At 58.6% G+C, this 22,362-nt stretch carries 18 protein-coding genes; 9 read left to right on the top strand and 9 right to left on the bottom strand.

Annotation, left to right across the window (positions count from 1 at the left end; all coding sequences use genetic code 11):
* Positions 1-84 precede the first annotated feature (84 nt).
* On the top strand, positions 85-339 hold the full coding sequence (locus OIS53_RS12505) for a hypothetical protein (protein WP_264678907.1): 255 nt from the start codon (positions 85-87) through the stop codon (positions 337-339).
* A 180-nt stretch (positions 340-519) separates the two neighbouring features.
* On the opposite strand, the gene OIS53_RS12500 is transcribed toward OIS53_RS12505, so the two are convergent.
* From OIS53_RS12500 to OIS53_RS12485, 4 genes are all read right to left on the bottom strand, one after another.
* Entirely contained in the window at positions 520-1,086 is a 567-nt protein-coding gene (locus OIS53_RS12500) for a hypothetical protein (protein ID WP_264678906.1), read from the bottom strand.
* Positions 1,087-1,281: 195 nt separating this feature from the next.
* Entirely contained in the window at positions 1,282-2,082 is an 801-nt protein-coding gene (gene murQ, locus OIS53_RS12495; protein WP_264682353.1) for an N-acetylmuramic acid 6-phosphate etherase, read from the bottom strand.
* Positions 2,083-2,209: 127 nt separating this feature from the next.
* Entirely contained in the window at positions 2,210-2,416 is a 207-nt protein-coding gene (locus tag OIS53_RS12490; protein WP_413775195.1) for a cytochrome b5 domain-containing protein, read from the bottom strand.
* A gap of 143 nt (positions 2,417-2,559) precedes the next feature.
* On the bottom strand, positions 2,560-3,729 hold the full coding sequence (locus tag OIS53_RS12485; RefSeq protein ID WP_264678904.1) for a formimidoylglutamase: 1,170 nt from the start codon (positions 3,727-3,729) through the stop codon (positions 2,560-2,562).
* Positions 3,730-3,900: 171 nt separating this feature from the next.
* On the opposite strand from OIS53_RS12485, the gene OIS53_RS12480 reads away from it, so the two are divergent.
* The 7 genes from OIS53_RS12480 to OIS53_RS12450 all read left to right on the top strand — a co-directional run bounded on the left by OIS53_RS12480 (position 3,901) and on the right by OIS53_RS12450 (position 14,829).
* Complete coding sequence (locus OIS53_RS12480; RefSeq protein ID WP_319805457.1) at positions 3,901-5,697, top strand: AMP-dependent synthetase/ligase; 1,797 nt, start codon at positions 3,901-3,903, stop codon at positions 5,695-5,697.
* 160 nt (positions 5,698-5,857) lie between these two features.
* A complete protein-coding gene (locus OIS53_RS12475) occupies positions 5,858-6,628 on the top strand; it encodes a carboxypeptidase-like regulatory domain-containing protein (RefSeq protein WP_264678903.1) in 771 nt (256 codons plus the stop codon).
* A 137-nt stretch (positions 6,629-6,765) separates the two neighbouring features.
* Positions 6,766-7,245 carry a MarR family winged helix-turn-helix transcriptional regulator gene (locus OIS53_RS12470; protein ID WP_264678902.1) on the top strand — a complete coding sequence of 160 codons (480 nt, stop codon included), beginning with the start codon at positions 6,766-6,768 and terminating at the stop codon, positions 7,243-7,245.
* A 113-nt stretch (positions 7,246-7,358) separates the two neighbouring features.
* Positions 7,359-9,767 carry a 3-hydroxyacyl-CoA dehydrogenase/enoyl-CoA hydratase family protein gene (locus tag OIS53_RS12465; protein WP_264678901.1) on the top strand — a complete coding sequence of 803 codons (2,409 nt, stop codon included), beginning with the start codon at positions 7,359-7,361 and terminating at the stop codon, positions 9,765-9,767.
* 191 nt (positions 9,768-9,958) lie between these two features.
* Positions 9,959-11,137, top strand: coding sequence for an acetyl-CoA C-acyltransferase (locus OIS53_RS12460; RefSeq protein ID WP_264678900.1), 1,179 nt, complete (start codon positions 9,959-9,961; stop codon positions 11,135-11,137).
* Positions 11,138-11,411: 274 nt separating this feature from the next.
* A complete protein-coding gene (locus OIS53_RS12455) occupies positions 11,412-13,199 on the top strand; it encodes an acyl-CoA dehydrogenase family protein (protein WP_264678899.1) in 1,788 nt (595 codons plus the stop codon).
* A 199-nt stretch (positions 13,200-13,398) separates the two neighbouring features.
* The gene (locus OIS53_RS12450) at positions 13,399-14,829 is read left to right on the top strand and encodes a Glu/Leu/Phe/Val family dehydrogenase (protein ID WP_264678898.1); all 1,431 of its coding nucleotides are present in this window, start codon (positions 13,399-13,401) and stop codon (positions 14,827-14,829) included.
* A gap of 225 nt (positions 14,830-15,054) precedes the next feature.
* Here the strand turns inward: OIS53_RS12450 and OIS53_RS12445 are convergent, their stop codons facing one another.
* The 5 genes from OIS53_RS12445 to mutY all read right to left on the bottom strand — a co-directional run bounded on the left by OIS53_RS12445 (position 15,055) and on the right by mutY (position 21,861).
* On the bottom strand, positions 15,055-16,344 hold the full coding sequence (locus OIS53_RS12445; RefSeq protein WP_264678897.1) for a hypothetical protein: 1,290 nt from the start codon (positions 16,342-16,344) through the stop codon (positions 15,055-15,057).
* Positions 16,345-17,293: 949 nt separating this feature from the next.
* On the bottom strand, positions 17,294-19,393 hold the full coding sequence (gene recG / locus OIS53_RS12440) for an ATP-dependent DNA helicase RecG (protein WP_264678896.1): 2,100 nt from the start codon (positions 19,391-19,393) through the stop codon (positions 17,294-17,296).
* 122 nt (positions 19,394-19,515) lie between these two features.
* Positions 19,516-20,109: a gliding motility lipoprotein GldD gene (gldD, locus tag OIS53_RS12435; protein ID WP_264678895.1), complete on the bottom strand. Its 594-nt coding sequence runs from the start codon at positions 20,107-20,109 to the stop codon at positions 19,516-19,518.
* A gap of 143 nt (positions 20,110-20,252) precedes the next feature.
* The gene (locus tag OIS53_RS12430; protein ID WP_264678894.1) at positions 20,253-20,675 is read right to left on the bottom strand and encodes a single-stranded DNA-binding protein; all 423 of its coding nucleotides are present in this window, start codon (positions 20,673-20,675) and stop codon (positions 20,253-20,255) included.
* 94 nt (positions 20,676-20,769) lie between these two features.
* Positions 20,770-21,861, bottom strand: coding sequence for an A/G-specific adenine glycosylase (mutY, locus tag OIS53_RS12425; protein ID WP_264678893.1), 1,092 nt, complete (start codon positions 21,859-21,861; stop codon positions 20,770-20,772).
* Between the two features lie 195 nt (positions 21,862-22,056).
* Here mutY and OIS53_RS12420 point away from each other — a divergent pair, with 195 nt between their 5' ends.
* Complete coding sequence (locus tag OIS53_RS12420; RefSeq protein ID WP_264678892.1) at positions 22,057-22,362, top strand: HU family DNA-binding protein; 306 nt, start codon at positions 22,057-22,059, stop codon at positions 22,360-22,362.

Below are 22,362 nucleotides of genomic sequence, written 5' to 3'. Positions count from 1 at the left end.
AGCCCTGATTTTGCTGCCAACCACGTCGGAAAGCAGCTCAATCAATTCAAAACTGACTTTTACCTCTCTCAACAAACCCTCATCATGAAAAAAGTACTGTTCCTCGCCCTGGCTGCTGCTTCGTTCACCTTCGCTTCGTGCGACAGCAAAACTGAAAACGCTCAGGAAGCTACTGCTGACAAAGTAGAAGAAGCTGGCGAAGCCAAAGCTGACGCTATGGAAGAGCAAGCTGACGCCGTTCGTGACTCGGCCGACGCTACTGCCGACAAAATCGAAGACGCCGCTGACGCTAACCCCAGCCAGGCTACTCCGGCTCCCGCTACTACCCCCGCTCAGTAATCCAGGGCTAGTTTCAACTAGTATAGAAAAGGCCTCCCGCACCACGCGGGAGGCCTTTTTTTGTTGGAAATCGGGGTGACAAGGCTGGTTGGCGTCCCAGGTCTGAAGCCCTGGGCTATGTAGAAGGTCGTCTATCTCCGCTGATTAGCCCAGGGTTTCAACCCTGGGGGACCGGAAGAATCAACCCAGGCGGCGCCGGAGCAGGCCATCCACCACCTCAAACAGCTTGCGCGGCGGGTAGGTGCGCCACGGCAGCTCGTCGAGCTGGCCGCCGAAGTTGATGTAGGAGTCGATGTTATACTGGCGCATCTCGCGGATGACGTGCTCCTGAAAGTTGACGCCCGCAATCCAGCCGTCCTCCACGTCTTCAAACCACTCCTCGTAATAGTCGTCGTCGGAGCCGTGGAAGTTGAACACGTTTTCGCCGACGAGGATGAATTTGCGGATGCCCTCGTGCGTCATCAGGTCGATGATGTTGCGCTTGAGCTGCATGATGTCGTTTTCGATGGCGTCGTTCCACTCCCCGATAAACTCGATAATGCCGATGCCGAGGTCGTAATCCACGAACAGGATCTTCAGAAACAGCGTGTCGGAGTCGAGGCTGTCCCACTGCGGGTGGATGTAGTAGCCGTAGATGGTATTAGTGTAGGAGTCGAGGCTATTTTCGGCTCCGTGCAGGGGGGAGCGGGGGTCCTCGGTAGCCGAGTATTGCTCCAGCCAGGCGTAGTGCGGCTCGATGGTATGCATGGAAGGAAAAATGTAGCACAACCGAAGGAAAGCGGAGCTACGCTTTAGCTTGTGCCGTATTCAGAAATGCCGGAAAGACGTCAGCTGCTGTAACTGCCTCCGAATTCTCAGGGTTTCCCACAGCCTTCGAAAACTTCTTGGCTTCGCGGCTCCCGACCCAGACGGGCCGGCTAACAGCACAAGCTACAGCATGGGCTACGGCTGCGCGTCCAGGGCCGCCCGCACCGAGCCGTGCTGACGCAGCAACTCGGCCGCTGCGTCTTGCCCAATGCCCAGCTCCTCCATCAGCATCCGCTGGCCCCGGTCCACGAGCTTGGCGTTGGAAAGCTGCATGTCCACCATCTTGTTGCCCTTCACCCGGCCCAGGCGGATAAAAGTGGCCGTGGTGAGCATGTTCAGGGCCAGCTTCTGCGCCGTGCCGGCCTTCAGGCGGGTGCTGCCCGTCACAAACTCCGGCCCGGTCACAATTTCCACCGGAAACTCGGCCGCCGCCGCTACTGCCGAGCCAGCGTTGCACACGATGCAGCCCGTGGCAATGCCCTGGCGCCGGGCCTGCTCCAGGCCCCCGATTACGTAGGGCGTCCGGCCCGAAGCGGCAATACCGACCACGATGTCACGGTTGTTGATATCGTACTCGCGCAGGTCGTGCCAGGCTTGTTCGGCGTTGTCCTCGGCGTTTTCCACGGCCCGGCGAATAGCAGTGTCGCCGCCGGCAATCAGCCCTACGACCAGCCCGTGCGGCACCCCAAACGTGGGTGGGCACTCCGACGCGTCCAGAATACCCAGCCGCCCGCTGGTGCCGGCCCCGATGTAGAACAGCCGCCCGCCGGCACCCAGCCGGGCCACCGTAGCCTCTACCAGCGCCTCCAGCTGCGGCAGAGCCTGGGCCACGGCCTGCGGCACCGTCTGGTCCACGCTGTTGATGCCAGCCAGCAGCTCGCGCGTGCTCAGCGTTTCGAGGTGGTCGAATGATGAGGGGCTTTCGGTGGTGCTCATGGGGAGTGGGGCGTCGAGTGTAGGGGCGCGTTGCACGCGCCCGCCGGAAAAGGGTGGGGTTGATAAAGCTGGGCCAAGTTACATGATACCCGTCGGCACAGTGCCACCGGGCACGTGCGACGCGCCCCTACGCTAGCCGGCCGATGACGGTAAACTTGTCCAGGACATGAATCGTGTGGGGCGCGTCGTGGTCCAGCTCCTTGGTCAGGTCCTGGCCGGCCCAGTGCTCGTAGTGGTTGCCGCGCTTCCAGAGGCGGGAGCGGGTCACGTCGTAAATCAGCCCCTGGTAGGCCACCCAGATTTCGTCCCGGTCCTGCCCGTTACGCAAGGCCAGCTGGGCGCGGGTGTAGGTGGGGTAACTGGTTGTTGGTTCGGGGTTGTTGGTTGTTGGCTTTTGGCTGTCAAGTTCGGAAGAAGACAAAGGCGAATCGTTCATAAGAAGCCAAAAACCAAAAACAAACAACCAAAAACCAAGACCTATCCAAGCAGCGCCTGCGTCAGAATCCAGCGGTTGGGCAGGTCGCCCTGGGCGGCGCGCAGGTAGTCCTGGTAGCTGCACGGCACAATGCGCTTCACCTCGCTGTCGGCCAGGCTTTCCACTTCCAGCCACCACTTCTCGGTACGTTTGCTTTTGTAGAAAACCAGCTTGGCCGGCGTGCCGGGCAGGCCCACGGCGTAGCGCAGAAAGCGGCGGCTCTGGAAGTCGGTTTCCTGGCGGCGGTGGTAGTAGCCCTCCACGAAGTACCAGAGCATGGTGGCCAGCGTGGCGGCGGCCAGGCCGTGGGGGTCGTAGTCGGGGCGGTAGCCGTAGAGGCCGAAGGAGCTGAGCGTGTCGTTGTGGCCGGCGTACCAGGCCAGCTGGGCGGCTTCCTCGTTGCTCAGCCCAAAAGGATTAGCCGGGTGGTAAGCCGGGGCGTCGTTCCAGCGCAAAGCGGCCACGTCGAAGCTCACGAAATCGGCTTGGCGCAGCAGGGGCTCGGCCTGCCGCACATCGGCGTGGATGGCGCCCAGGCGCAGGGTCTCAAAGTGCAGCTTTTCCAGCGCGGCCAGCACATCGGGAGCCACCAAATACTGCTGGTGGGCCAGCTGAGCAAAGTTGAACAGAAAGCTGGGCTCGTGCAGCAGCATGCGGCGCAGGTGGCTGTCTTCGCAGCTGGCGCCGGTGTCGGGCTCGGCCATGTCCACGCGGGCATCCACGGTGGCGAAGCTCACGGCCCGGTCCAGGGTTTCGTAGGCCAGAAACTGCCCGTAGTCGAGGTCGTGGGAGCCACCCAGCAGCACGGGCACGGTGTTGTGCTCCAGCAAAGCGGCAATAATTTCGCGCAGGCGCTGGTAGGTGTCTTCCAGCGTCAGGCCCGGCCGCAGGTTGCCCAGGTCCACGATGCGGGCCGCGCCGGTACCTTTCTGAAGCTGGTAGAAGCGGCGGCGCACTTCGTCGGCCCCGTGCTGGGCGGGGGCGCCCTGGGCGCTGCCCCGCCACTCGTCCAAGCCAATCAGGGCCAGGTCGGCGGTGCGCCAGTCCGGAAACACGTCCAGAAACCGCGTGGCGTAGGCGGCCAGCGCAGTAGGGGAGGTGGCAGGAGCTACCAGCTCCTCACGAAGCGGATCAAAAAAGATGGCCAGATTCATCGGGCGCGGACGGTGCAAACGCCGACAAAGCTACGTAAAAGCCGGCCACGGCCCACCTGGCAAAAGTGCGTTTTGGCCCCTGAACTAGACTTTCCTCGGAAAAAAGTAGTTATTTAAGCTGTTTTCCCGTCCAGTTGCTTTTTTCAGTCGCTGGCGGCATCGGCCCCCGTACATTTGCCCACCCACCAAGTGCCCTCTCTCCGCATGGACATTCGCCGCACCTTCGACATTCTGCCTCATCTAGAGCAGAAGTACAACAAACCGGACTGCTTCGCCGCCAAAGTCAACGGGCAGTGGACGCCCCTAAGCACCGATGAGGTGGTGCGGCAAGCCAACCAGGTAAGCCTAGGCCTGCGCCAGCTCGGCATTGGCCGCGGCGACAAAGTAGCCCTGATTTCGATGAACCGGCCGGAATGGATGATTTCCGACTTCGGCATTGCCCAGCTCGGGGCCACCAGCGTGCCCATGTACCCCAGCATTACGGTCGAAGACTACAAGTACATCTTCCGGGATGCCGGCGTGAAGGCCATTCTGGTGTCGGACCAGAAGCTGCTGGACAAGGTGCGCGAAGCCACTGAAGGGCTGGACATTCCCGCCGAAAACGTCTTCACCTTCGACCAGCTGCCCGACGCGCGCCACTTTTCCGAGCTGCTGGCTCTGGGCCAGCAAGGCAACCCCCAGGACCTGGAGCCGCTCAAAGCCGCCGTGCAGCCCGACGACCTCTTGACGCTCATCTACACCTCGGGCACCACCGGCCAGCCCAAAGGCGTGATGCTGACCCACAACAACATCCTCAGCAACTGCCGCAACTCGCAGCCCTTTGTGCCCGTCAGCAACAACGATAAGGCCCTGAGTTTCCTGCCGCTCTGCCACATCTTTGAGCGAATGGTAACTCACCTCTACCTGATCAACGGCGTGAGCATTTACTACGCCGAGAGCATGGAAACCATTGCCGACAACCTGCGCGAGGTGAAGCCCGAAATCTTCACCACCGTGCCGCGCCTGCTCGAGAAGGTGTACGACAAGATTGTAGCCAAGGGCCACACCCTGGAAGGCGTCAAGAAAAACCTGTTCTTCTGGGCCCTGGACCTGGGCCTCAAGTACGACACCCAGAAAGACCACGGCTTCTTCTACAACACCCAGCTGGCCCTGGCCAACAAGCTCATCTTCAATAAGTGGCGCGAAGCCCTGGGTAACAACCTGCGCTGCATCGTGAGTGGGGGTGGGGCCTTGCAGCCGCGCCTGGCGCGCGTGTTCTGGGCCGCCGGCATCCGGGTAATGGAGGGCTACGGCCTCACCGAAACCTCGCCGGTTATTGCCGTGGGCGGCTTTGAGCCCGAAAACAACCTAATTGGCACCGTGGGCCCCATCATCGACAACACCGAGGTGAAGATTGCCGCCGACGGCGAGATTCTCACCAAGTCGGAGTCGGTGATGAAGGGCTATTACAACAAGCCCGAGCAAACGGCCGAGGTATTTGACGCCGAAGGCTGGTTCCACACCGGCGACATCGGGGAAATTGTGGATGGCCGCTTCCTGAAAATCACCGACCGCAAAAAGGAGATGTTCAAGACCTCGGGCGGCAAGTACATTGCTCCGCAGGTAATTGAAGGCAAGCTGAAAGAGTCGCCGCTGGTGGAGCAGTGCATGGTGGTCGGCGACGGGCAGAAGTTTCCCGCGGCCCTCATCATCCCGTCCTTCGACGACCTGAAAGGCTGGTGCAAGCGCAACGGCATCGACGCCAACGGCTCCAACGAAGACCTCATCAAGAACCCTAAAGTGGTCAAGATGTACGAGGAGCTGGTGCAGAAATACAATGGTGGCTTCGCGCAGTGGGAGCAGGTAAAGAAAATAGCCCTGCTGCCCACGCTCTGGACCGTAGAAACCGGCGAAATGACGCCCACCATGAAGGTGAAGCGCAAGATGATTTCCGAAAACAACAAGGACATCATCGAAAGCCTGTACCACCAAGCCGTGGAGCGGTAGCCAGGAATATTCTAAGTAAGAGTGTCAACAGCCCCGTCGTTTGATGGGGCTGTTTGATTTATACACCGAGGAAAATGCTCGTTGGTCGAAGAATCATAGATGTCCGCCGTGAGCTAGATAATATTGCTTGGTTTTAATTTTCTACTCCTATTCTCTCTACATGAGAAATTTTACTCAGTTCCTCTTGTCCTTTTGTGCCACAGTGTTGCTGGCTGGTTGTGAAGGAAAAGATGACCCTACCCCCGCCAGCCAGTCCATGACCGGAAATTTGGTTGGTTTCGTTAACCCAGTGGACGAGTTTGGTAACCCTGTGTCCAAAAGCGGTGTGAACGTAACGCTGGAAGGTATTACGCCCCAGCGGACCACTGCTTCCGATGCCAATGGGCGCTATGAATTTACGGGCTTGCGGGCCGGCACCTACAACATAGCCTTCGCCCGCCAAGACGTTAGTGCATTCAAGCGGCTCAGCGTAGCGCACGTTGGGGGCGAGCAGCCCACATTTGCTTTCACGTCAACTTTGACCCAGCCGTCTTCGAGCCGGATTACCAACCCGTTCGTATCCTCTTCCTTTGCGGGCAGCGGCACGGTTAGCATCCAGTTCAACATTGTAAATAACGCTGCTCCCCCCAGTGGCACTTTCCACCGCTACGTGGCATTTGTGGGCAATAGCTCCAGCGTGTCGTCTATCACTGGTACATGGTATGCTAACACCACATTTAGCTCTTCATCATTCAACTCTTCGTCAACCGGCGTCGTAACGTTCAACCGAGCGGTGTTGAACAGCTTAGGGCTGGCATCGGGTAGTACGGCCTACGCCGTCCTACACGCACTGCCTAGCTCATTCCTCTCCATGATAGACCCGGCCACGGGTCGCACCACACCCGTTGGCCTTGGCCCAGCCTCAGTAGTGGTACCGTTTGTGGTTCCCTAGCCGAGTTTGCTGAGTGCGAGCAGCTTGGGGGAGGAACTGCCGGCTAGGCAGGCTCTTCCCCCAAACTTTTTTCACGTAACTTAGTATGCAAGCATAACATATTTCTGTATGTTTACCGGACTTGCTTTGCCCCGCTCATGACACCCGAAGAAACCGTCGATTATAATATCAAAGTTGCCTGGCACGCCATTTCGCGCATGTACAATACGCAGGCCGCCAAGCACGACATTACCACCAGCATCGGCTTTGTGCTGCTGAACATCGACCAGCAAAACGGGACGCCGGCCACCAAGATTGCGCCCCTGCTGGGCCTGGAAACCCGCAGCCTTACGCGCATTCTGCGAAGCATGGAGGAGAAAGGCCTCATCTACAAGCAGGCCGACCAGCTCGACAAACGCTCGGTGCGCATTTTCCTGACCGAAGAGGGGCTGCGCAAAAAGGAAGTTTCGCGCCAGACCGTGCGCCACTTCAACCAGAAGGTGCGTGAGAAAATCCCGCAGCACGAGCTGGAGGTGCTGTTTAAGGTAGTCAGCCAGATTACGGGTATGATTGAAGGCAAAACCCTCTTCGAGGATTTCAAACTGAAACCCCTGCGCTCCGAGCAGTCGGCGGCTTAAGGGGTTTTTGGTTGTTGGCTCGTGGCCTCGGTTCAACGTCCGAAGCCACGAGCCAAAAACCACCAACTACAAACCAAAAACCAACTTATTTCCCACCTCATTCCTCCCCAAGAATGAACCGTACCATCAAGAAAGTAGCCGTCCTGGGCTCCGGGGTGATGGGCTCGCGCATTGCGTGCCATTTCGCCAACATCGGTGTGCAGGTGCTGCTGCTCGACATTGCGCCCAAGGAACTCACGCCCGACGAGGAAAAGAAAGGCCTGAAGCTGGATTCGCCGGCGGTAAAAAACCGCATCGTGAACAGCTCATTGCAGGCTACCGTGGCCGCCAACCCCTCGCCGCTGTACCGCAAAAGCGAGGTAAGCCGCATCAAAACCGGCAACTTCGACGACAACCTCAAGGACATTGCCGGCTGCGACTGGACGATTGAGGTAGTAGTGGAACGCCTGGACATCAAGAAAAGCCTGTTTGAGCGCGTGGAGCAGTTCCGCAAGCCCGGCACGCTCATCACCTCCAACACCAGCGGCATCCCGATTCATATGATGACGGAAGGCCGCTCCGACGACTTCAAGCGGCACTTCTGTGGCACGCACTTCTTCAACCCGCCGCGCTACCTGAAGCTGCTCGAAATCATCCCGACTCCGGCCACCGACCCGGCCATCGTGGATTTCCTGATGCACTACGGCGACCTGTACCTGGGCAAAACCACGGTGCTGGCCAAGGACACCCCAGCCTTCATTGCCAACCGCGTGGGCGTGTTTGCCATCATGGACGTGCTGCAAGTGATGAGCCAACTGGGCCTCACAGTAGAAGAAGTCGACAAGCTCACCGGCCCGGTTATCGGCCACGCCAAGTCGGCCACCTTCCGTACTTCGGACGTGGTGGGGCTGGACACGCTGATGAACGTAGCCAACGGCCTGGCCCAAAACCTGCCCAACGACGAAGCCAAAGACGCTTTCCAATTGCCCGACTTCCTCAAGAAAATGGGCGAAAACAAATGGCTGGGCGACAAAACCGGTCAGGGCTTCTACAAGAAAGTGCGCGGCGAAGGCGGCAAGTCGGAAATCCAGGCCCTGGACCTGAACACGCTGGAGTACAAGCCCAGCCAGAAGGTGAAGTTTGCCACGCTGGAAACCACCAAGCCCATCGAGAAGCTGGCCGACCGGTTTAAGGTACTGGTGGCGGGCAAAGACAAAGCCGCCGACTTCTACCGCAAAACCTTCGCTGGCCTGTTTGCCTACGTCAGCAACCGGATTCCGGAAATCACCGACGCCCTGTACAAGATTGACGACGCCCTGCGCGCCGGCTTCGGCTGGGAAATGGGCCCGTTTGAAACCTGGGACGCGCTGGGCGTGCAAAAAGGCTTAGAATTAGCTCAAGCCGAAGGCAAAACCGTAGCGCCCTGGGTGCAGGAAATGCTGGCCGCCGGCCACTCTTCCTTTTATAAAGTGAGTGAGCAAGGCGTAAAGCAGTTCTACGACATCGAGTCGAAGAGCTACAAAGCCATTCCGGGCGTTGAGAACTTCGTCATCCTCGACAACCTGCGCGCCACTGGCAAAGTGCTGTGGAAAAACGCTGGCGCCTCGGTCATCGACCTCGGCGACGGTATCCTGAACGTGGAGTTCCACTCCAAGATGAACTCCCTGGGCTCCGATGTCATTCAGGGGTTGCTGAAAGGTGTGGAGTTGGCGGAAAAGGACTTCCGCGGCCTGGTAGTTGGCAACGACGGGCCCAACTTCTCGGCCGGCGCCAACCTGGGTTTGGTGTACATGTTTGCGCTGGATCAGGAGTACGACGAGCTGAACCTGATGATTGCCCAGTTCCAGCAGGCCATGATGCGCATGCGCTACAGCTCCATTCCGGTGGTGGGCGCCCCGCACGGCCTGGCCCTGGGCGGCGGTTGCGAGTTGAATCTGCACTGCGACCGGGTAGTAGCCGCCGCCGAAACCTACATGGGCCTAGTGGAATTCGGCGTGGGCCTGATTCCGGCTGGCGGCGGCACCAAGGAAATGACCTTGCGCACCGCGGCCAAGTACGAAGAAGGCGAACCGGAATTCAACCTCATCCGCAACACCTTCGTCACCATCAGCACCGCCAAAGTCTCGACCTCAGCCGCTGAAGCCGAAGACCTGGGTTTCCTGCGTCACGGCGACGAAATTGTGGTGAATGGTAGCCGCGTCATTGCCGAAGCCAAGCAAGCCGCCATTGAGCTAGCTGAAGACGGCTACACCATGCCGGTGCAGAAGACCAACATCAAGGTGCACGGCAAAGGCGCCCTCGGCATGTTCCTGACCGGCGTACACGCCATGAAGGAAGGCCGCTACATTTCGGACCACGACGTGAAAATTGCCAACAAACTGGCTTACGTCATGTGCGGCGGCGACCTGTCGGCGCCCACCGAAGTATCGGAGCAGTACCTGCTGGACCTGGAGCGCGAAGCCTTCCTCTCGCTGTGCGGTGAGCGGAAGACGCTGGAACGAATTCAGTCGATTCTGACCACGGGCAAGCCGCTGCGAAATTAGGACCCCACCCCCTAGCCCCCTCTCCAAAAGAGAGGGGGAACTAGCTCTAATTCTAGAACTAGTTGGGTGCTGAAAGTCATTTAGAAATAAACTACACTGACCTAATCCGGCTTAGAAACTAGTCTAGCGCTAGTTCCCCCTCTCTTTTGGAGAGGGGGCTAGGGGGTGAGGTTTCACAGACTCAACAAATCATGAATGCATACATAGTTGCTGGATATAGAACCGCGGTGGGCAAAGCCACCCGCGGCGGTTTCCGCTTCACCCGCCCCGATGACCTCGCCGCCGATGTCATCAAGCACCTGGTGGCCTCCGTGCCCCAACTCGACCCCGCCCGCATCGACGACGTAATCGTGGGCAATGCCGTGCCCGAGGCCGAGCAAGGCTTGCAAATGGGCCGGCTGATTTCCCTGCTGGCCCTGCCCATGAACGTGTCGGGCCTCATCGTGAACCGCTACTGTGGCTCCGGGGTGGAAACCATTGCTATGGCCGCCGGCAAAATCTCGGCCGGCATGGCGGACTGCATCGTGGCCGGCGGCACCGAAAGCATGAGCCTAGTGCCCACGGTGGGCTGGAAAACAGTGCCCAACTACAAGCTGGCCCAGCAGCACCCCAACTACTACCTGGGTATGGGCCTCACCGCCGAAGCCGTAGCCCAGGATTACAAAATCAGCCGCGAAGACCAGGACCAGTTCTCCTACAACTCCCACCAGAAAGCTATCAAAGCAATTCAGGAAGGCAAGTTCAAAGAGCAAATCGTGCCCATCACGGTCGAAGAAACCTACCTCGACCAGGCCACCGGCAAAAAGAAAACCCGCTCCTACGTGGTAGACACCGACGAAGGCCCCCGCGCCGATACCTCGGTAGAAGCCCTGGGCAAGCTGAAACCCGTGTTTGCCGCCAATGGCACCGTCACGGCCGGCAACTCCTCCCAGACTTCCGACGGCGCGGCCTTCGTGCTGGTTATGTCGGAGCGCATGGTGAAGGAGCTGAACCTGGAACCCGTGGCCCGTATGGTGACCTACGCCACCGAAGGCATCGACCCGCGCATCATGGGCATGGGCCCCATCAAGGCCGTGCCGAAAGCCCTCAAGCAAGCCGGCATGAAGCTCGACGACATCGACCTGATTGAGCTGAATGAGGCGTTTGCCTCCCAGAGCATTGCTGTCGTGCGCGAGCTGGGCATCGACGAAAGCAAGCTGAACGTGAACGGCGGCGCCATTGCCCTGGGCCACCCGCTGGGCTGCTCCGGCGCCAAGCTCAGCATTCAGCTGTTCCACGAGCTGCGCCAGCGCGGCAAAAAGTACGGCATGGTAACCGCCTGCGTCGGCGGCGGCCAGGGCGTAGCCGGCATCTACGAGCTGCTGAAGTAACCGTAACGCGAAGTTTCATTTCGCGACTGAGGCTGAGTCGTTGGTTTGATTGACGTGCGCTCAGTCGCGAAGTGAAACTTCGCGTTACACATATTAAAAACCCCGACCCACTCGGGGTTTTCTTTTCGCAAAGTACTCGGCAAGCATACCAAATTTTTGTATCTTTCGGTACGACAAAACTTCCAGCTACCTCAGTTGTAAATAGTAGGCAAGCCGAACACTTTTCTCTGACTTTCGACTTACGATTCCCAACCCAACATTCTCACACACAGCCATGGAAGTTACCCACAAGCTTGTGAAAGGCGGCGAGTTCATCATCAAGGAAACCGACGCCCAGGACGTATTTACGCCCGCCGAATTCTCGGAGGAGCAGAACATGATGCACCAGACCGCGCTGGACTTCGTGGAGAAAGAAGTGAACCCGCTGCTGGACCGCCTCGATAACCACGAGGAAGGCCTGATGCGCGGCCTCATGGAAAAAGCCGGTCAGTTGGGCCTGTTCGGGGTGAGCATCCCGGAGCAATACGGCGGGCTGGACATGGACTTCCCTACCTCCCTGCGCGTGACCGAGGGCGTAGGCGGCGGCCACTCATTTCCGGTGGCCTTTGCGGCCCACACCGGCATTGCCATGCTGCCCATTCTGTACTTCGGCAACGATGAGCAGAAAGCCAAGTACCTGCCTGGCCTCACCAACGGCGAATTGATGGGTGCCTACTGCCTCACCGAGCCCGGCTCCGGCTCCGATGCCCTCGGCGCCAAAACCAAAGCCGTATTAACCGAAGATGGGGAGCATTACGTGCTCAACGGCCAGAAAATGTGGATTACCAACGGCGGCTTCGCCGATGTGTTCATCGTGTTTGCCAAGATTGACGGGGAGCAGTTCACCGGTTTCATCGTGGAGCGCGACACGCCCGGCCTGAGCCTCGGCAACGAGGAGCACAAAATGGGCATCAAGGGTTCCTCGACCCGTCAGGTGTTCCTCTCCGACGTGAAAGTGCCGAAGTCGGCGGTGCTGGGCGAGATTGGCAAGGGCCACCTCATTGCCTTCAACATCCTGAACATCGGCCGCATTAAGCTGGCCGCGGCTTGTCTGGGCGCTTCCAAAATGGCCGCCACGCTGAGCGTGAAGTATGCCAACGAGCGGGTGCAGTTCAAGCTGCCCATCAGCAAGTTCGGCGCTATCAAGTACAAGCTGGCCCAGCAGGCCGTGCGCATCTATGCCGTCGAATCGGCCATCTACCGCGCGGGCATGGACATTTTCCGCATGGAGCAGGAGCTGCTCGGCAAAGGCCAGAGCCACAACGAAGCCCTGCTGGGTGCCGCCCGCGAGTTTGCCGTGGAGTGCGCCATCCTGAAAGTGGAGGGCTCGGAAGTGCTTGATTATGTAGTAGATGAGGGCGTACAGGTGTACGGCGGCTACGGCTTCTCGGCCGACTACCCCATGGACCGCGCCTACCGCGACTCGCGCATCAACCGCATCTTCGAGGGCACCAACGAAATCAACCGCATGCTGGCCGTTGACATGATCCTGAAGAAGGGTCTGAAGGGCGAGCTGGACCTGATGGGCCCGGCCCAGGCTGTGCAGCAGGAGCTGATGGCCATTCCGGACTTTAACCTGGAAGAAGAAACCGGCCTGTTTGCGGCCGAGAAGAAAACCATTCAGAAGCTGAAAAAGGCCATTCTGATGGTAGCCGGCACGGCGGTGCAGAAGTACATGAACTCCCTGGCCAAAGAGCAGGAAGTGCTGATGAACATTGCCGACATGGCCATCAAGGTGTACACCGCCGAAAGCACTCTGCTGCGCGTGGAGAAAGAAGCCGGCGTGAAAGGCGAAGAAGCCCTGGCCACCCAAATTGACATTGCCCGCGTCTACCTCTACGATACCGTGGACCAGGTAAACAAGTTCGGCAAAGACGCCATTGCCACCATGACCGAGGGCGACGAGCAGCGCCTGCTGGCTATGGGCCTGAAGCGCTTCACCAAAGCCGACCTCTACAACGCCAAGGAAGCCCGCCGCCGCATTGCCGACGTGCTCATCCAGGCCAACGAGTACACCTACTAAATCACAGATTAAACGGATTACAGACAGATTTTACGGATTCTATCAGTGCGCTACTGGCAGGTAGCCGGCTGTAGATTCCGGGAGTCTGGATAGTAGAAAAGCCGCTTCCGGTTTCGGGAGCGGCTTTTTGCTTGTAGCACAACGTAGGGCCAGCAGCTGCCGTTTGCACGGAAATACTCCCACGTAAACCCCACCGCACATGAGCACCGCCAATGAACAGGTAAAGGGCAAGGATTTCTACGAAAGCGTACTGCAGTTCTACGACCACGCGGCCAGCTTTTCTAAGCTGGACCCCGGCATTCTGGCGCAGATTCGGGTCTGCAACAGTATTTACAAAGTGAACTTCCCGGTGGAAGTTGACGGGCATGTGCAGGTGTTCGAGGGCATTCGGGTGCAGCACAGCCACCATAAGCTGCCCAGCAAGGGCGGTATCCGCTACAGCGTGTACGTGGATGAGGAAGAGGTTATGGCCCTGGCTACGCTCATGACATTCAAGTGCGCCCTCGTGGACGTACCATTTGGCGGGGCCAAAGGCGGCGTTAAAATCAACCCCCGTACTACACCGGAGCACGTGCTGGAGCGCGTAACGCGGCGCTACGCCAGTGAGCTAATCAAGAAAAACCTCATCGGCCCCGGCATGGATGTGCCCGCCCCCGACTACGGCACCGGCAGCCGCGAAATGGCCTGGATTGCCGACACCTATATGACCTTCAAGTACGGCGACACCAACGCCCTGGGCTGCGTGACGGGCAAGCCAGTGGGCCAGGGCGGCATCCGGGGCCGCACCGAAGCCACGGGCTTGGGCGTGTTCTACGGCCTGCGCGAATTGCTGCTCGACGAGCCCATGCTCCGGAAAATGGGGCTGAGCAGCGGCATTGCCGGCAAGCGCATCATTGTGCAGGGGTTGGGCAACGTGGGCTACTACGCGGCCCACTTCTGCCAGCAGGCCGGCGCCCTGATTACCGGCATTGCCGAGCGGGAAGGCGGTATTTATCAGGAAACCGGCTTGGATGTGGAAGCCGTGTTCCGGCACCGCCAGCAAACGGGCTCCATCCTGGGTTTTGCTGGCGCCCAGGACGTGCCAAACTCCCTCGACCTGCTGGAGCAGGAGTGCGACGTGCTGCTGCCGGCGGCCCTGGAAAACCAGATTCACGAAGGCAACGCGGCTGCCATCAAAGCCAAAATCATTGCTGAAGGCGCCAACGGCCCCACCACCCAAGCCGCCGAAAAGATTCTGCTGGAGCGTGGCGTGGTCATCTTGCCCGACCTCTACCTGAATGCTGGCGGCGTAACGGTATCCTATTTTGAGTGGCTGAAAAACCTGTCGAACGTGCGGTTTGGGCGCATGGGCAAGCGGGCCGAGGAAAGTGCCATGCGCCGCCTGGTCGAAACCATTGAGCGCACCACCGGCAAAACCCTCACCCCGGAAGAGCGCCAGCTTATCGTGCACGGCGCCGACGAAATTGACCTGGTGCGCTCCGGCCTCGAAGACACCATGATTACCGCCTACCATTCCATCCGCAAGGTGATGGACGACGTGGAAGGCATCACCGATCTGCGCACCGCCGCCTTCTACAGCGCCATTGAGAAGATAGGTGTCAGCTACCAGGCCCTGGGCATCTTCCCGTAAGCAACAGCTTCACCAGCCGTCCTGCTCCATCCGGCGTCTGCTTGCCGAAGCATCTACCTCAATCGTGCGGACGAAGCGGTAGAGACGATTTGACTACGGCTGCGCCTGCGCTCAGCAGGACGGTCTAATTGGTGTTACAGTACAAAAAGCCGCTCTTGCTACCAAGAGCGGCTTTTCTCATGCACTAAATCCGCGAAATCCGAAAAATCTGTCTAATCCGTGGTTCTACTTCACGGCAATCTTGTTCAGCATCAGGGCTGCTGATTTTTTGCTGGGGCGGCTCACGCCGATGAGGGTTTTGGCGTCGAGCCAGGTAGTAAAGTCCTTGACGTAGGAGGGGTTCTGGTCGGCGGCCACGTTCAGGCCCAGGCCTTTCGGTTCCTGCACCACGCCGGTTTGGGCATTCACGCGGCGCAGGTACAGGTCCGATTTGTTTTTACGCTTCTCCCAGGTTACAATCTGCACCTCAGGCCCAAACACGGCGGCACGGTAGCCGATACTGCTGAAGCCCTCGGCGGCCGGTGCTACCTGGTCTTTGGCTACAATGCTGTGCCAGGCTGGCGACAGAAACTCGTTGTAGCCGAACAGGTGCAGCTCCCGCGCGTGGCCGGGCGAGTCGTCGCCGCCTTCCTCGTACTTTTTCTCGGCCAGCACCACCAGCTGCTTGTCGTTGGTGAGGAGTAGGTCGGTCAGGTACACGTCTTCGAGGCGCTTGGCGGTGCTGCCGCTGGCTTTGTTCGCCTCAGCCAGGTACTCGGGTGTGAACTTGAACTCCGGGGCAAATTTCATGTCGCCTTGTTCGGCAAAGTCAAACTTCACGACCTTCAGGCTGTGGTAAAGGCCCGACTGCCGCTCGTTGCAAATGGCCGCGGCGTAGAGCACGTTGTCGGGTTGCAGGGCAAAGCGCGAATCAAACACGTTGACCACCTTGCCCCCGAACGTGCCCCCCACCGACACCGACATCACCTTCACCTCGGGCACATCGTTACGGTAGCGGCGCACAGTTAGCTTCTTCATCTCGTCGCCCACCAAGGTCACAAACTGGGAGCCATCGTTGCCGATGTGCACGGTGGTGGAAAAGAACCCACCCTGGTCGTGGAAGTCGTAGGTGCGGTCCTTGAGCTTCAGCAGCTTCTCGTCGTACACGCTGGCGCTGATGGCCTTGATCTGCTCGTTACGGGTGAGGTAGCGCCAGGCTACCAACTTAGAGCCGTCGGGCGAAAAGGCCACGCTGGGGCGCCGGTCGCGGGTGCCGGCGGTTAGCAGCTTTTTGGCGGGCGTCTTCTGGCCCGTGCCCAGGTCCACGGTCAGGGCCGATAGTTGCTGCGCGGCTCCGGTGTTCTGGTGAACAACAACCAGGGCCTGGCTGCTGCTACGGGCAAACCCGTCGATGGATTCGCCGGCGGCCAGCGGCAGCGTTGTGCTCCACAGGCGCTTCAGCTCGGCATCGTACCGCTCCACGGCATATTCCGCGGCCGATTTGTGAGCCAGTACTACAAAGCCGCCGGCTGGCAAGGCTAGGGTTTTCTGGCTGATTCGTTGGTTATATCGGTCGTCGGATTTCTCCGGAACGTAGCTGAAAGCGGCGGATTTAACCTTTTGTGCCAGCGCAGGGCCTGTTCCTAAAAGCCAGCCTGATAAGGCCACGCCGGACGCAAGACGAAGAAAGAAACGCACGGAAACGGGTGTTGAATGAACAAAGAGCTTAAAGCACAAAACTGTACTCTCCAAAGGTACCCATCTTTACCAGCATTCGGTACAAATGGGCAAAAGGACCGTACAGGAAAGGGGTATGTAACAATTTGTTGATACATACTTAATCAAAAGCCATGGTACAACTAGGGGGGCTATCCGTTTACTTTGCAAAACGAACAGACAACACGATAGGATCTAACCTCGACGGCGAGTGGATTTTTGTATTTTATAATATAAAGATTATGTGGTAACTTATAAGTCCTCATACCCTTGAATTCGAAGCCTATCGAAACATAGCTGCCCCCTTACCTCCAACTTTACAGAAATTTTACGGCGTCGCTCCGGACTGGCGTAGAATTTGCTGACCCCCGCCCCGATCAAAACACGCATACCGCTATGAAATCATTACTCCGGTTTTCTCTCATGCTTAGCTTGGTCGTTATCGGCAAGATAACGAAGCAAGCAGACAAGCAAGCTACCACCGCAAAAGCAGCTCCTCAGGTACTGGTAGTGCCCGTGCGCAACGCCTCTGTATTGCCGGTGCACCCGGCTGTTAAAGGCCCGGTTCCGGGCAGTGGCAGCCGATTGTGGCAGGCTACTGCTCCGGCAACGACCACCACAGTTTCTTTTGAATAAGTAAGTACGATACTCGGTAGGCGACGCAGATGTCGCCTTTTTTGTGTCCAGTCAGCACCTGCAAAGGCCCCATGTTACCTCGATGAAGGAAGCATGGGGCCTTCGTATACCGTGGTGATACAATGTTCTGCGCCTAGCTGATGCGGCTCCAGTTGACGGCCGTGGCGGGCAGGCTTTCGATGTGCTGGCGGATGGGGCGGTTTTCGGGTTTGGCCAGGCCGGGGTCATCGTTGAGAATGGCTTGGGCGGCGGCGCGGCTTTCGGTCAGGATGCGGCCGTCCTTGGCCAGGTCGGCAATGAGCAGGTCGAGCACGCCGCTCTGCTGGGTGCCCATCAGGTCGCCGGGGCCACGCAGCTTCAAGTCAATGTCGGCAATCTCAAAGCCGTTGTTGGTGCGCACCATAGTTTCGATGCGGGTGCGCGAGTCTTTGCTGAGCTTGTAGCCGCTCATCAGAATGCAGTAGCTCTGCTCGGCGCCCCGGCCCACCCGGCCCCGGAGCTGGTGCAGCTGCGAGAGGCCAAACCGCTCGGTGCTTTCAATGACCATCACGGAGGCATTGGGCACGTTCACACCCACCTCAATAACGGTAGTCGCCACCATAATCTGCGTTTTGCGCTCCACGAAGCGTTGCATTTCGGCGTCCTTTTCCCCAGCCGTCATGCGCCCGTGCACAATGCTGATCTGAAACTCCGGAAAGGCGCGGGCCACGCTTTCGTAGCCGTCCATAAGGTCTTTGTAGTCGGCCATGGCCTCGCTTTCCTCAATCAGCGGGTACACAATGTACACCTGCCGGCCCAGGTTGATTTGGTCGCGCAGGAACTGAAACACCTTGAGGCGGTTGGCGTCGTAGCGGTGCACGGTTACGATGGGCTTGCGGCCGGCCGGCAGCTCGTCAATCACCGACACGTCCAGGTCGCCGTACAGGGTCATGGCCAGGGTGCGCGGAATGGGCGTGGCCGTCATCACTAGCACGTGCGGAATGACGTCGGGGTTTTTCTGCCAGAGCTTAGAGCGCTGGGCCACCCCAAAGCGGTGCTGCTCGTCCATGATGGTGAGGCCCAGGTTGCGGAACTGCACCACATCTTCGAGCAGGGCGTGGGTGCCCACCAGCATATGCATCTCGCCGGAGCGCAGCTGCTCGTGCAGTACCCGCCGCTCGGCGGTGCGGGTACTGCCCGTGAGCTTGCCGATGTTCAGGCCCAGCATGTCGGCGTACTGCTTTAGGCCGGTGTAGTGCTGGTCGGCCAGAATTTCGGTGGGCGCCATCAGGCAGCTCTGGGCCCCGTTGTCGGCGGCCATGAGCATACTGATGAAGGCCACAATAGTTTTGCCCGAGCCTACGTCGCCCTGCAACAGGCGGTTCATCTGCTTGCCCGAGCAAAAATCCTTGTAGATGTCGTGGATAACCCGCTTTTGCGCCCCCGTAAGGTCGAAGGGCATGACGTTCTTGTAGAAATGCACCAGCGTAGGCACTTCCTTGAAAATCTGCCCGGCCAGTTCCACTTTGCGCTGGGTTTTCTGGCGCAAGAGCTTAAGCTGCACATAAAACAGCTCCTCAAACTTGAGCCGGAACCGGGCCGCCTGGAGCAGCTCGGTGCTTTGCGGAAAGTGAATCTGCTGCAACGCCGTCGCCTTGTTCATTAGCCCATACTGCCGGATCAGGTCTTCCGACAGCGTTTCGTGCACGTGGGGCAGGGCAATCTTGAGCAAGTCGGCCACCATGCGGGCAATGGCCTTGCTGTCGATGCGGTGGTAGTTCTTGAGCTTTTCGGAGGTGTTGTACACCGGCTGCAAGTAGCTCTGGCCGGGCTTCTGCTCGGTTACTTCTTCCAGCTCGGGGTGGGCCATCTGGGGGCGGCCGTTGAACATCGTGGGCTTGCCGAACACAATGTACTCCTGGTGGTTCTTGATAACCTTCTCCAGGTAGTTGATGCCCTTAAACCACACCAGCTCCAACTCCCCGCTGGCATCGGTCACTTTGGCTACCATGCGCTTTTTGGGCCCTTCGCCCAGCACTTCGCGGCCCCGCAAAATGCCTTTCACCTGCACGTAGGGCAAGTCGTCGTGCAGGTCGCAGATGTTGTAGAACTGCGTGCGGTCGAGGTAGCGGAAGGGGTAGCGCTGAATCAGGTCGCCGTAGGTGAACAGGTTCAGCTCCTTTTGCAGCAGCTGCGCCCGTTGCAGCCCCACGCCGCGCAGGTATTCTATTTTGGTTTGAAAGAAGTTGCTCATGGATCAGCTGCAAGCCGTAAGCTTTAAGCGGCAAGTTGGGAGCTACAAGCCATAAGCTGCAAGCCACAAGCTATCAGAACAAAAGCTTGTAGCTTGCAGCTTATGGCTTGCGGCTAACCAATTCACTGATATTTCAGCGTGTTGAGGAGCTGAATAATGTCCTTTTTCACGTAGTCAATGACCGGGGCCAGGGAGTCATTAGCAGTAGCGGTGCGGAAGTACAGGGCGCCGCGGAAGAAGTGCCGGGTGCTGTCGGTGGTATAGAACTGGTACTGGCTGGGCACGTCGCCCTGTAGCTCAAACACCGACACCCGCATACCCGCCGGCGTTTTCAGCACGCTTTCGTCAATAGCCGTGGCCTTAATCTGGTGCTTGCTGGTGAGCTTACGGGCATCCTCCAGCATCTTGTTAGTGAGCCGGTTATTCTGGCGCAGGTCGGCGTAGGTTATCTGCACGTTGGCCTGGAGCTGTGGGTAGTACACGTTAATCCAGTGCGGCTGCGCCAGGTAGGATGAGTCGCGCAAAATCCGGGCGTAGCGCGAGTACTGAAACGTGTATGGGTGCCCCGGCGCCAGCTGCTGATAAGCGTGCGGGGGCAGGTCGATGCGGTTGTATCCCTTGGGCTTGGGCGTGAAATCGGGCGTAGACGAGCAGCCGGCGGCCAGCAGCAACAGCGGCACCGCCCACCCAGCGCGCAAAAATCGAGAAAGAGTCATGCGGAAAGCAGACGAATGAAAAAGTAAAGGTAGCCACAACGTCGCCACAGAACACCAGAGCTGGTGCTCCACTCACCGGCGGAACCCGACCACAAAAAAGCCCCGGCCGGAGCCGAGGCTTTCGAGTAATCAGGACCAGCACCTTAAAACGGCAACTGATCCAGTTCAGGTTCCTGCCGGAAGGTGGTCGGTGCTTCGGCAGCGGCCGGTTGCGGCACGGCTTCGCCCGACTGGGGCCGGCTGCCGAGCAGGGAAATTTCCTCGGCTACGATTTCGGTGATGTAGCGGGTCTGGTTTTCCTTGTCCTGGTACTGGCGGGTGCGGATGCGGCCCTCCACGTACACCTGCTGGCCTTTGCGTAGGTATTTCTCGGCCAGCTCGGCCAGGTTGCGCCACGCCGCAATGGTATGCCATTCAGTACGCTCCACGCGGGTACCTTGCTTGTCTTTGTAGTACTCGTTGGTAGCCATGGTGAAATTGGCTACCACATTGCCGCCTTCCAGGTGACGAACTTCCGGGTCTTTGCCCAGGTGGCCAATCAGAATGACCTTGTTGACGCTTGCCATTGTGCTTACTGGTAAAAGGTTAAGTAGGAAATAAGGAAATGTTTCTAAGCTTAAATATACGATATACTATTCTTGATTCCAATTATTTTAGAAATTAAATAGCGATACTGCTAATATAATTAGTAACCAGCATGGACTTCGGTAGCTCCTCTATCTGGCTCAGCTGATAAGGAGTCAAGCCAACTTTTTGTAGCGCGGCATCCGGCAGCGGCGCGGCCAGCCACACCGGATGAAACTTGGCTTCTACTTTCTGGTGGCTGAGCACGTGGCGCAGACTACGCACGGGCTCCTCGGCCAACGTAGCAGCCACTTGTCCGCCCAAAGCTTCCACGGCCGCTACTACTTCCTGAGCCGGCAGCTCCGGCGCATCGGTTTCCAGCAGAGCAAAATCGTACAGGCCTTCCCAAATATCCTTTGGGCCGCGCTTGCGCATGTACAGCGTGTCGCCGTAGCGTAGCACCAGGTAGTGGAAGTAGCGGGTGCGGCCGGCTTTGGCCTTGCTCTTAACGGGCAGCTCCTGCACCATGCCGTGCTGAAAGGCGTAGCACTGGCTTTGCAACGGGCAAAACAAACAGTCCGGCTTCACCGGTGTGCACTGAATAGCCCCGAACTCCATAATGGCCTGGTTGAACTCGGCCGGGTGTTCGGCCGGAATCAGCGTATCGGCTAGCTGCTGGAAGATCTTGCGGCTGGCAGGAGCGGCAATGTCGGCCGTGATGCCGAATACGCGGGCCAGCACCCGGTACACATTGCCGTCGAGCACGGCCACTTGCTCGTCGTAGGCAAAGGAGGCAATGGCGGCGGCCGTGTACTGACCTACTCCACGCAGCTTCAGCAACTCGGCGTAAGAACCCGGAAACTGCCCGCCGTGCTCCTGCACCACCTGCTGGGCCGTGTGGTGCATGTTGCGGGCCCGCGAGTAGTAGCCCAGCCCCTGCCAGTGGCGCAGCACTTCATCCTGCGGAGCGGCGGCCAGGTCGTGCACGGTAGGGTAGGTGGTGATGAAGTCGAGGTAGTAGGGCAGGCCCTGTTTCACGCGGGTTTGCTGCAGGATTACCTCCGACAGCCAGATGGCGTACGGGTCGCGGGTGTGGCGCCAGGGCAGGTCGCGGCGGTGGCGAGGGTACCAGGCAAGCAGGGCCGGCGCAAACCAGGGCGCGGCAAATGGAACGAAATTTGACGACAAGACTTTGAAAAAGAAATAGTTGTACACAACCTAAAGACCCGACGCGAATGCAGCAGAATCTATTGTAAAACCAAAAAAGCAATTTACCTTTGTGGCCCCAATTCAAAAGCGAACAGCCTACCGGGCAAGGGCTTACGTTTTCAAGGGGCATTGTTGCCCAGCTCACATTTTTCACTCCATAGTACACTTACCAGCGTGACTAAAGCAGAAGTAATCGCCGAAATTGCCGAAAAGACCGGCATCGAGAAAGCAGACGTTTCGGCTACCGTTGAAGCCTTCTTCAAAGTAGTAAAGGACTCCATGGCCGAGGGCAACAACATCTACGTGCGCGGCTTCGGCAGCTTCGTAAACAAAAAGCGCGCGAAGAAAGTAGCCCGCAACATCTCGAAAAACACGTCGATCATCATCGACGAGCACTTCATCCCGAGCTTCAAACCGTCGAAAACATTCATCGGTAAGATCAAAAACAGCAAGAAGATCAAGGAACTCACCAACGCTTAG

This window comes from Hymenobacter sp. YIM 151500-1 (assembly GCF_025979885.1).
Classification (GTDB): Bacteria; Bacteroidota; Bacteroidia; order Cytophagales; family Hymenobacteraceae; genus Hymenobacter.
This window is presented reverse-complemented; position numbering and strand designations above follow the sequence as displayed.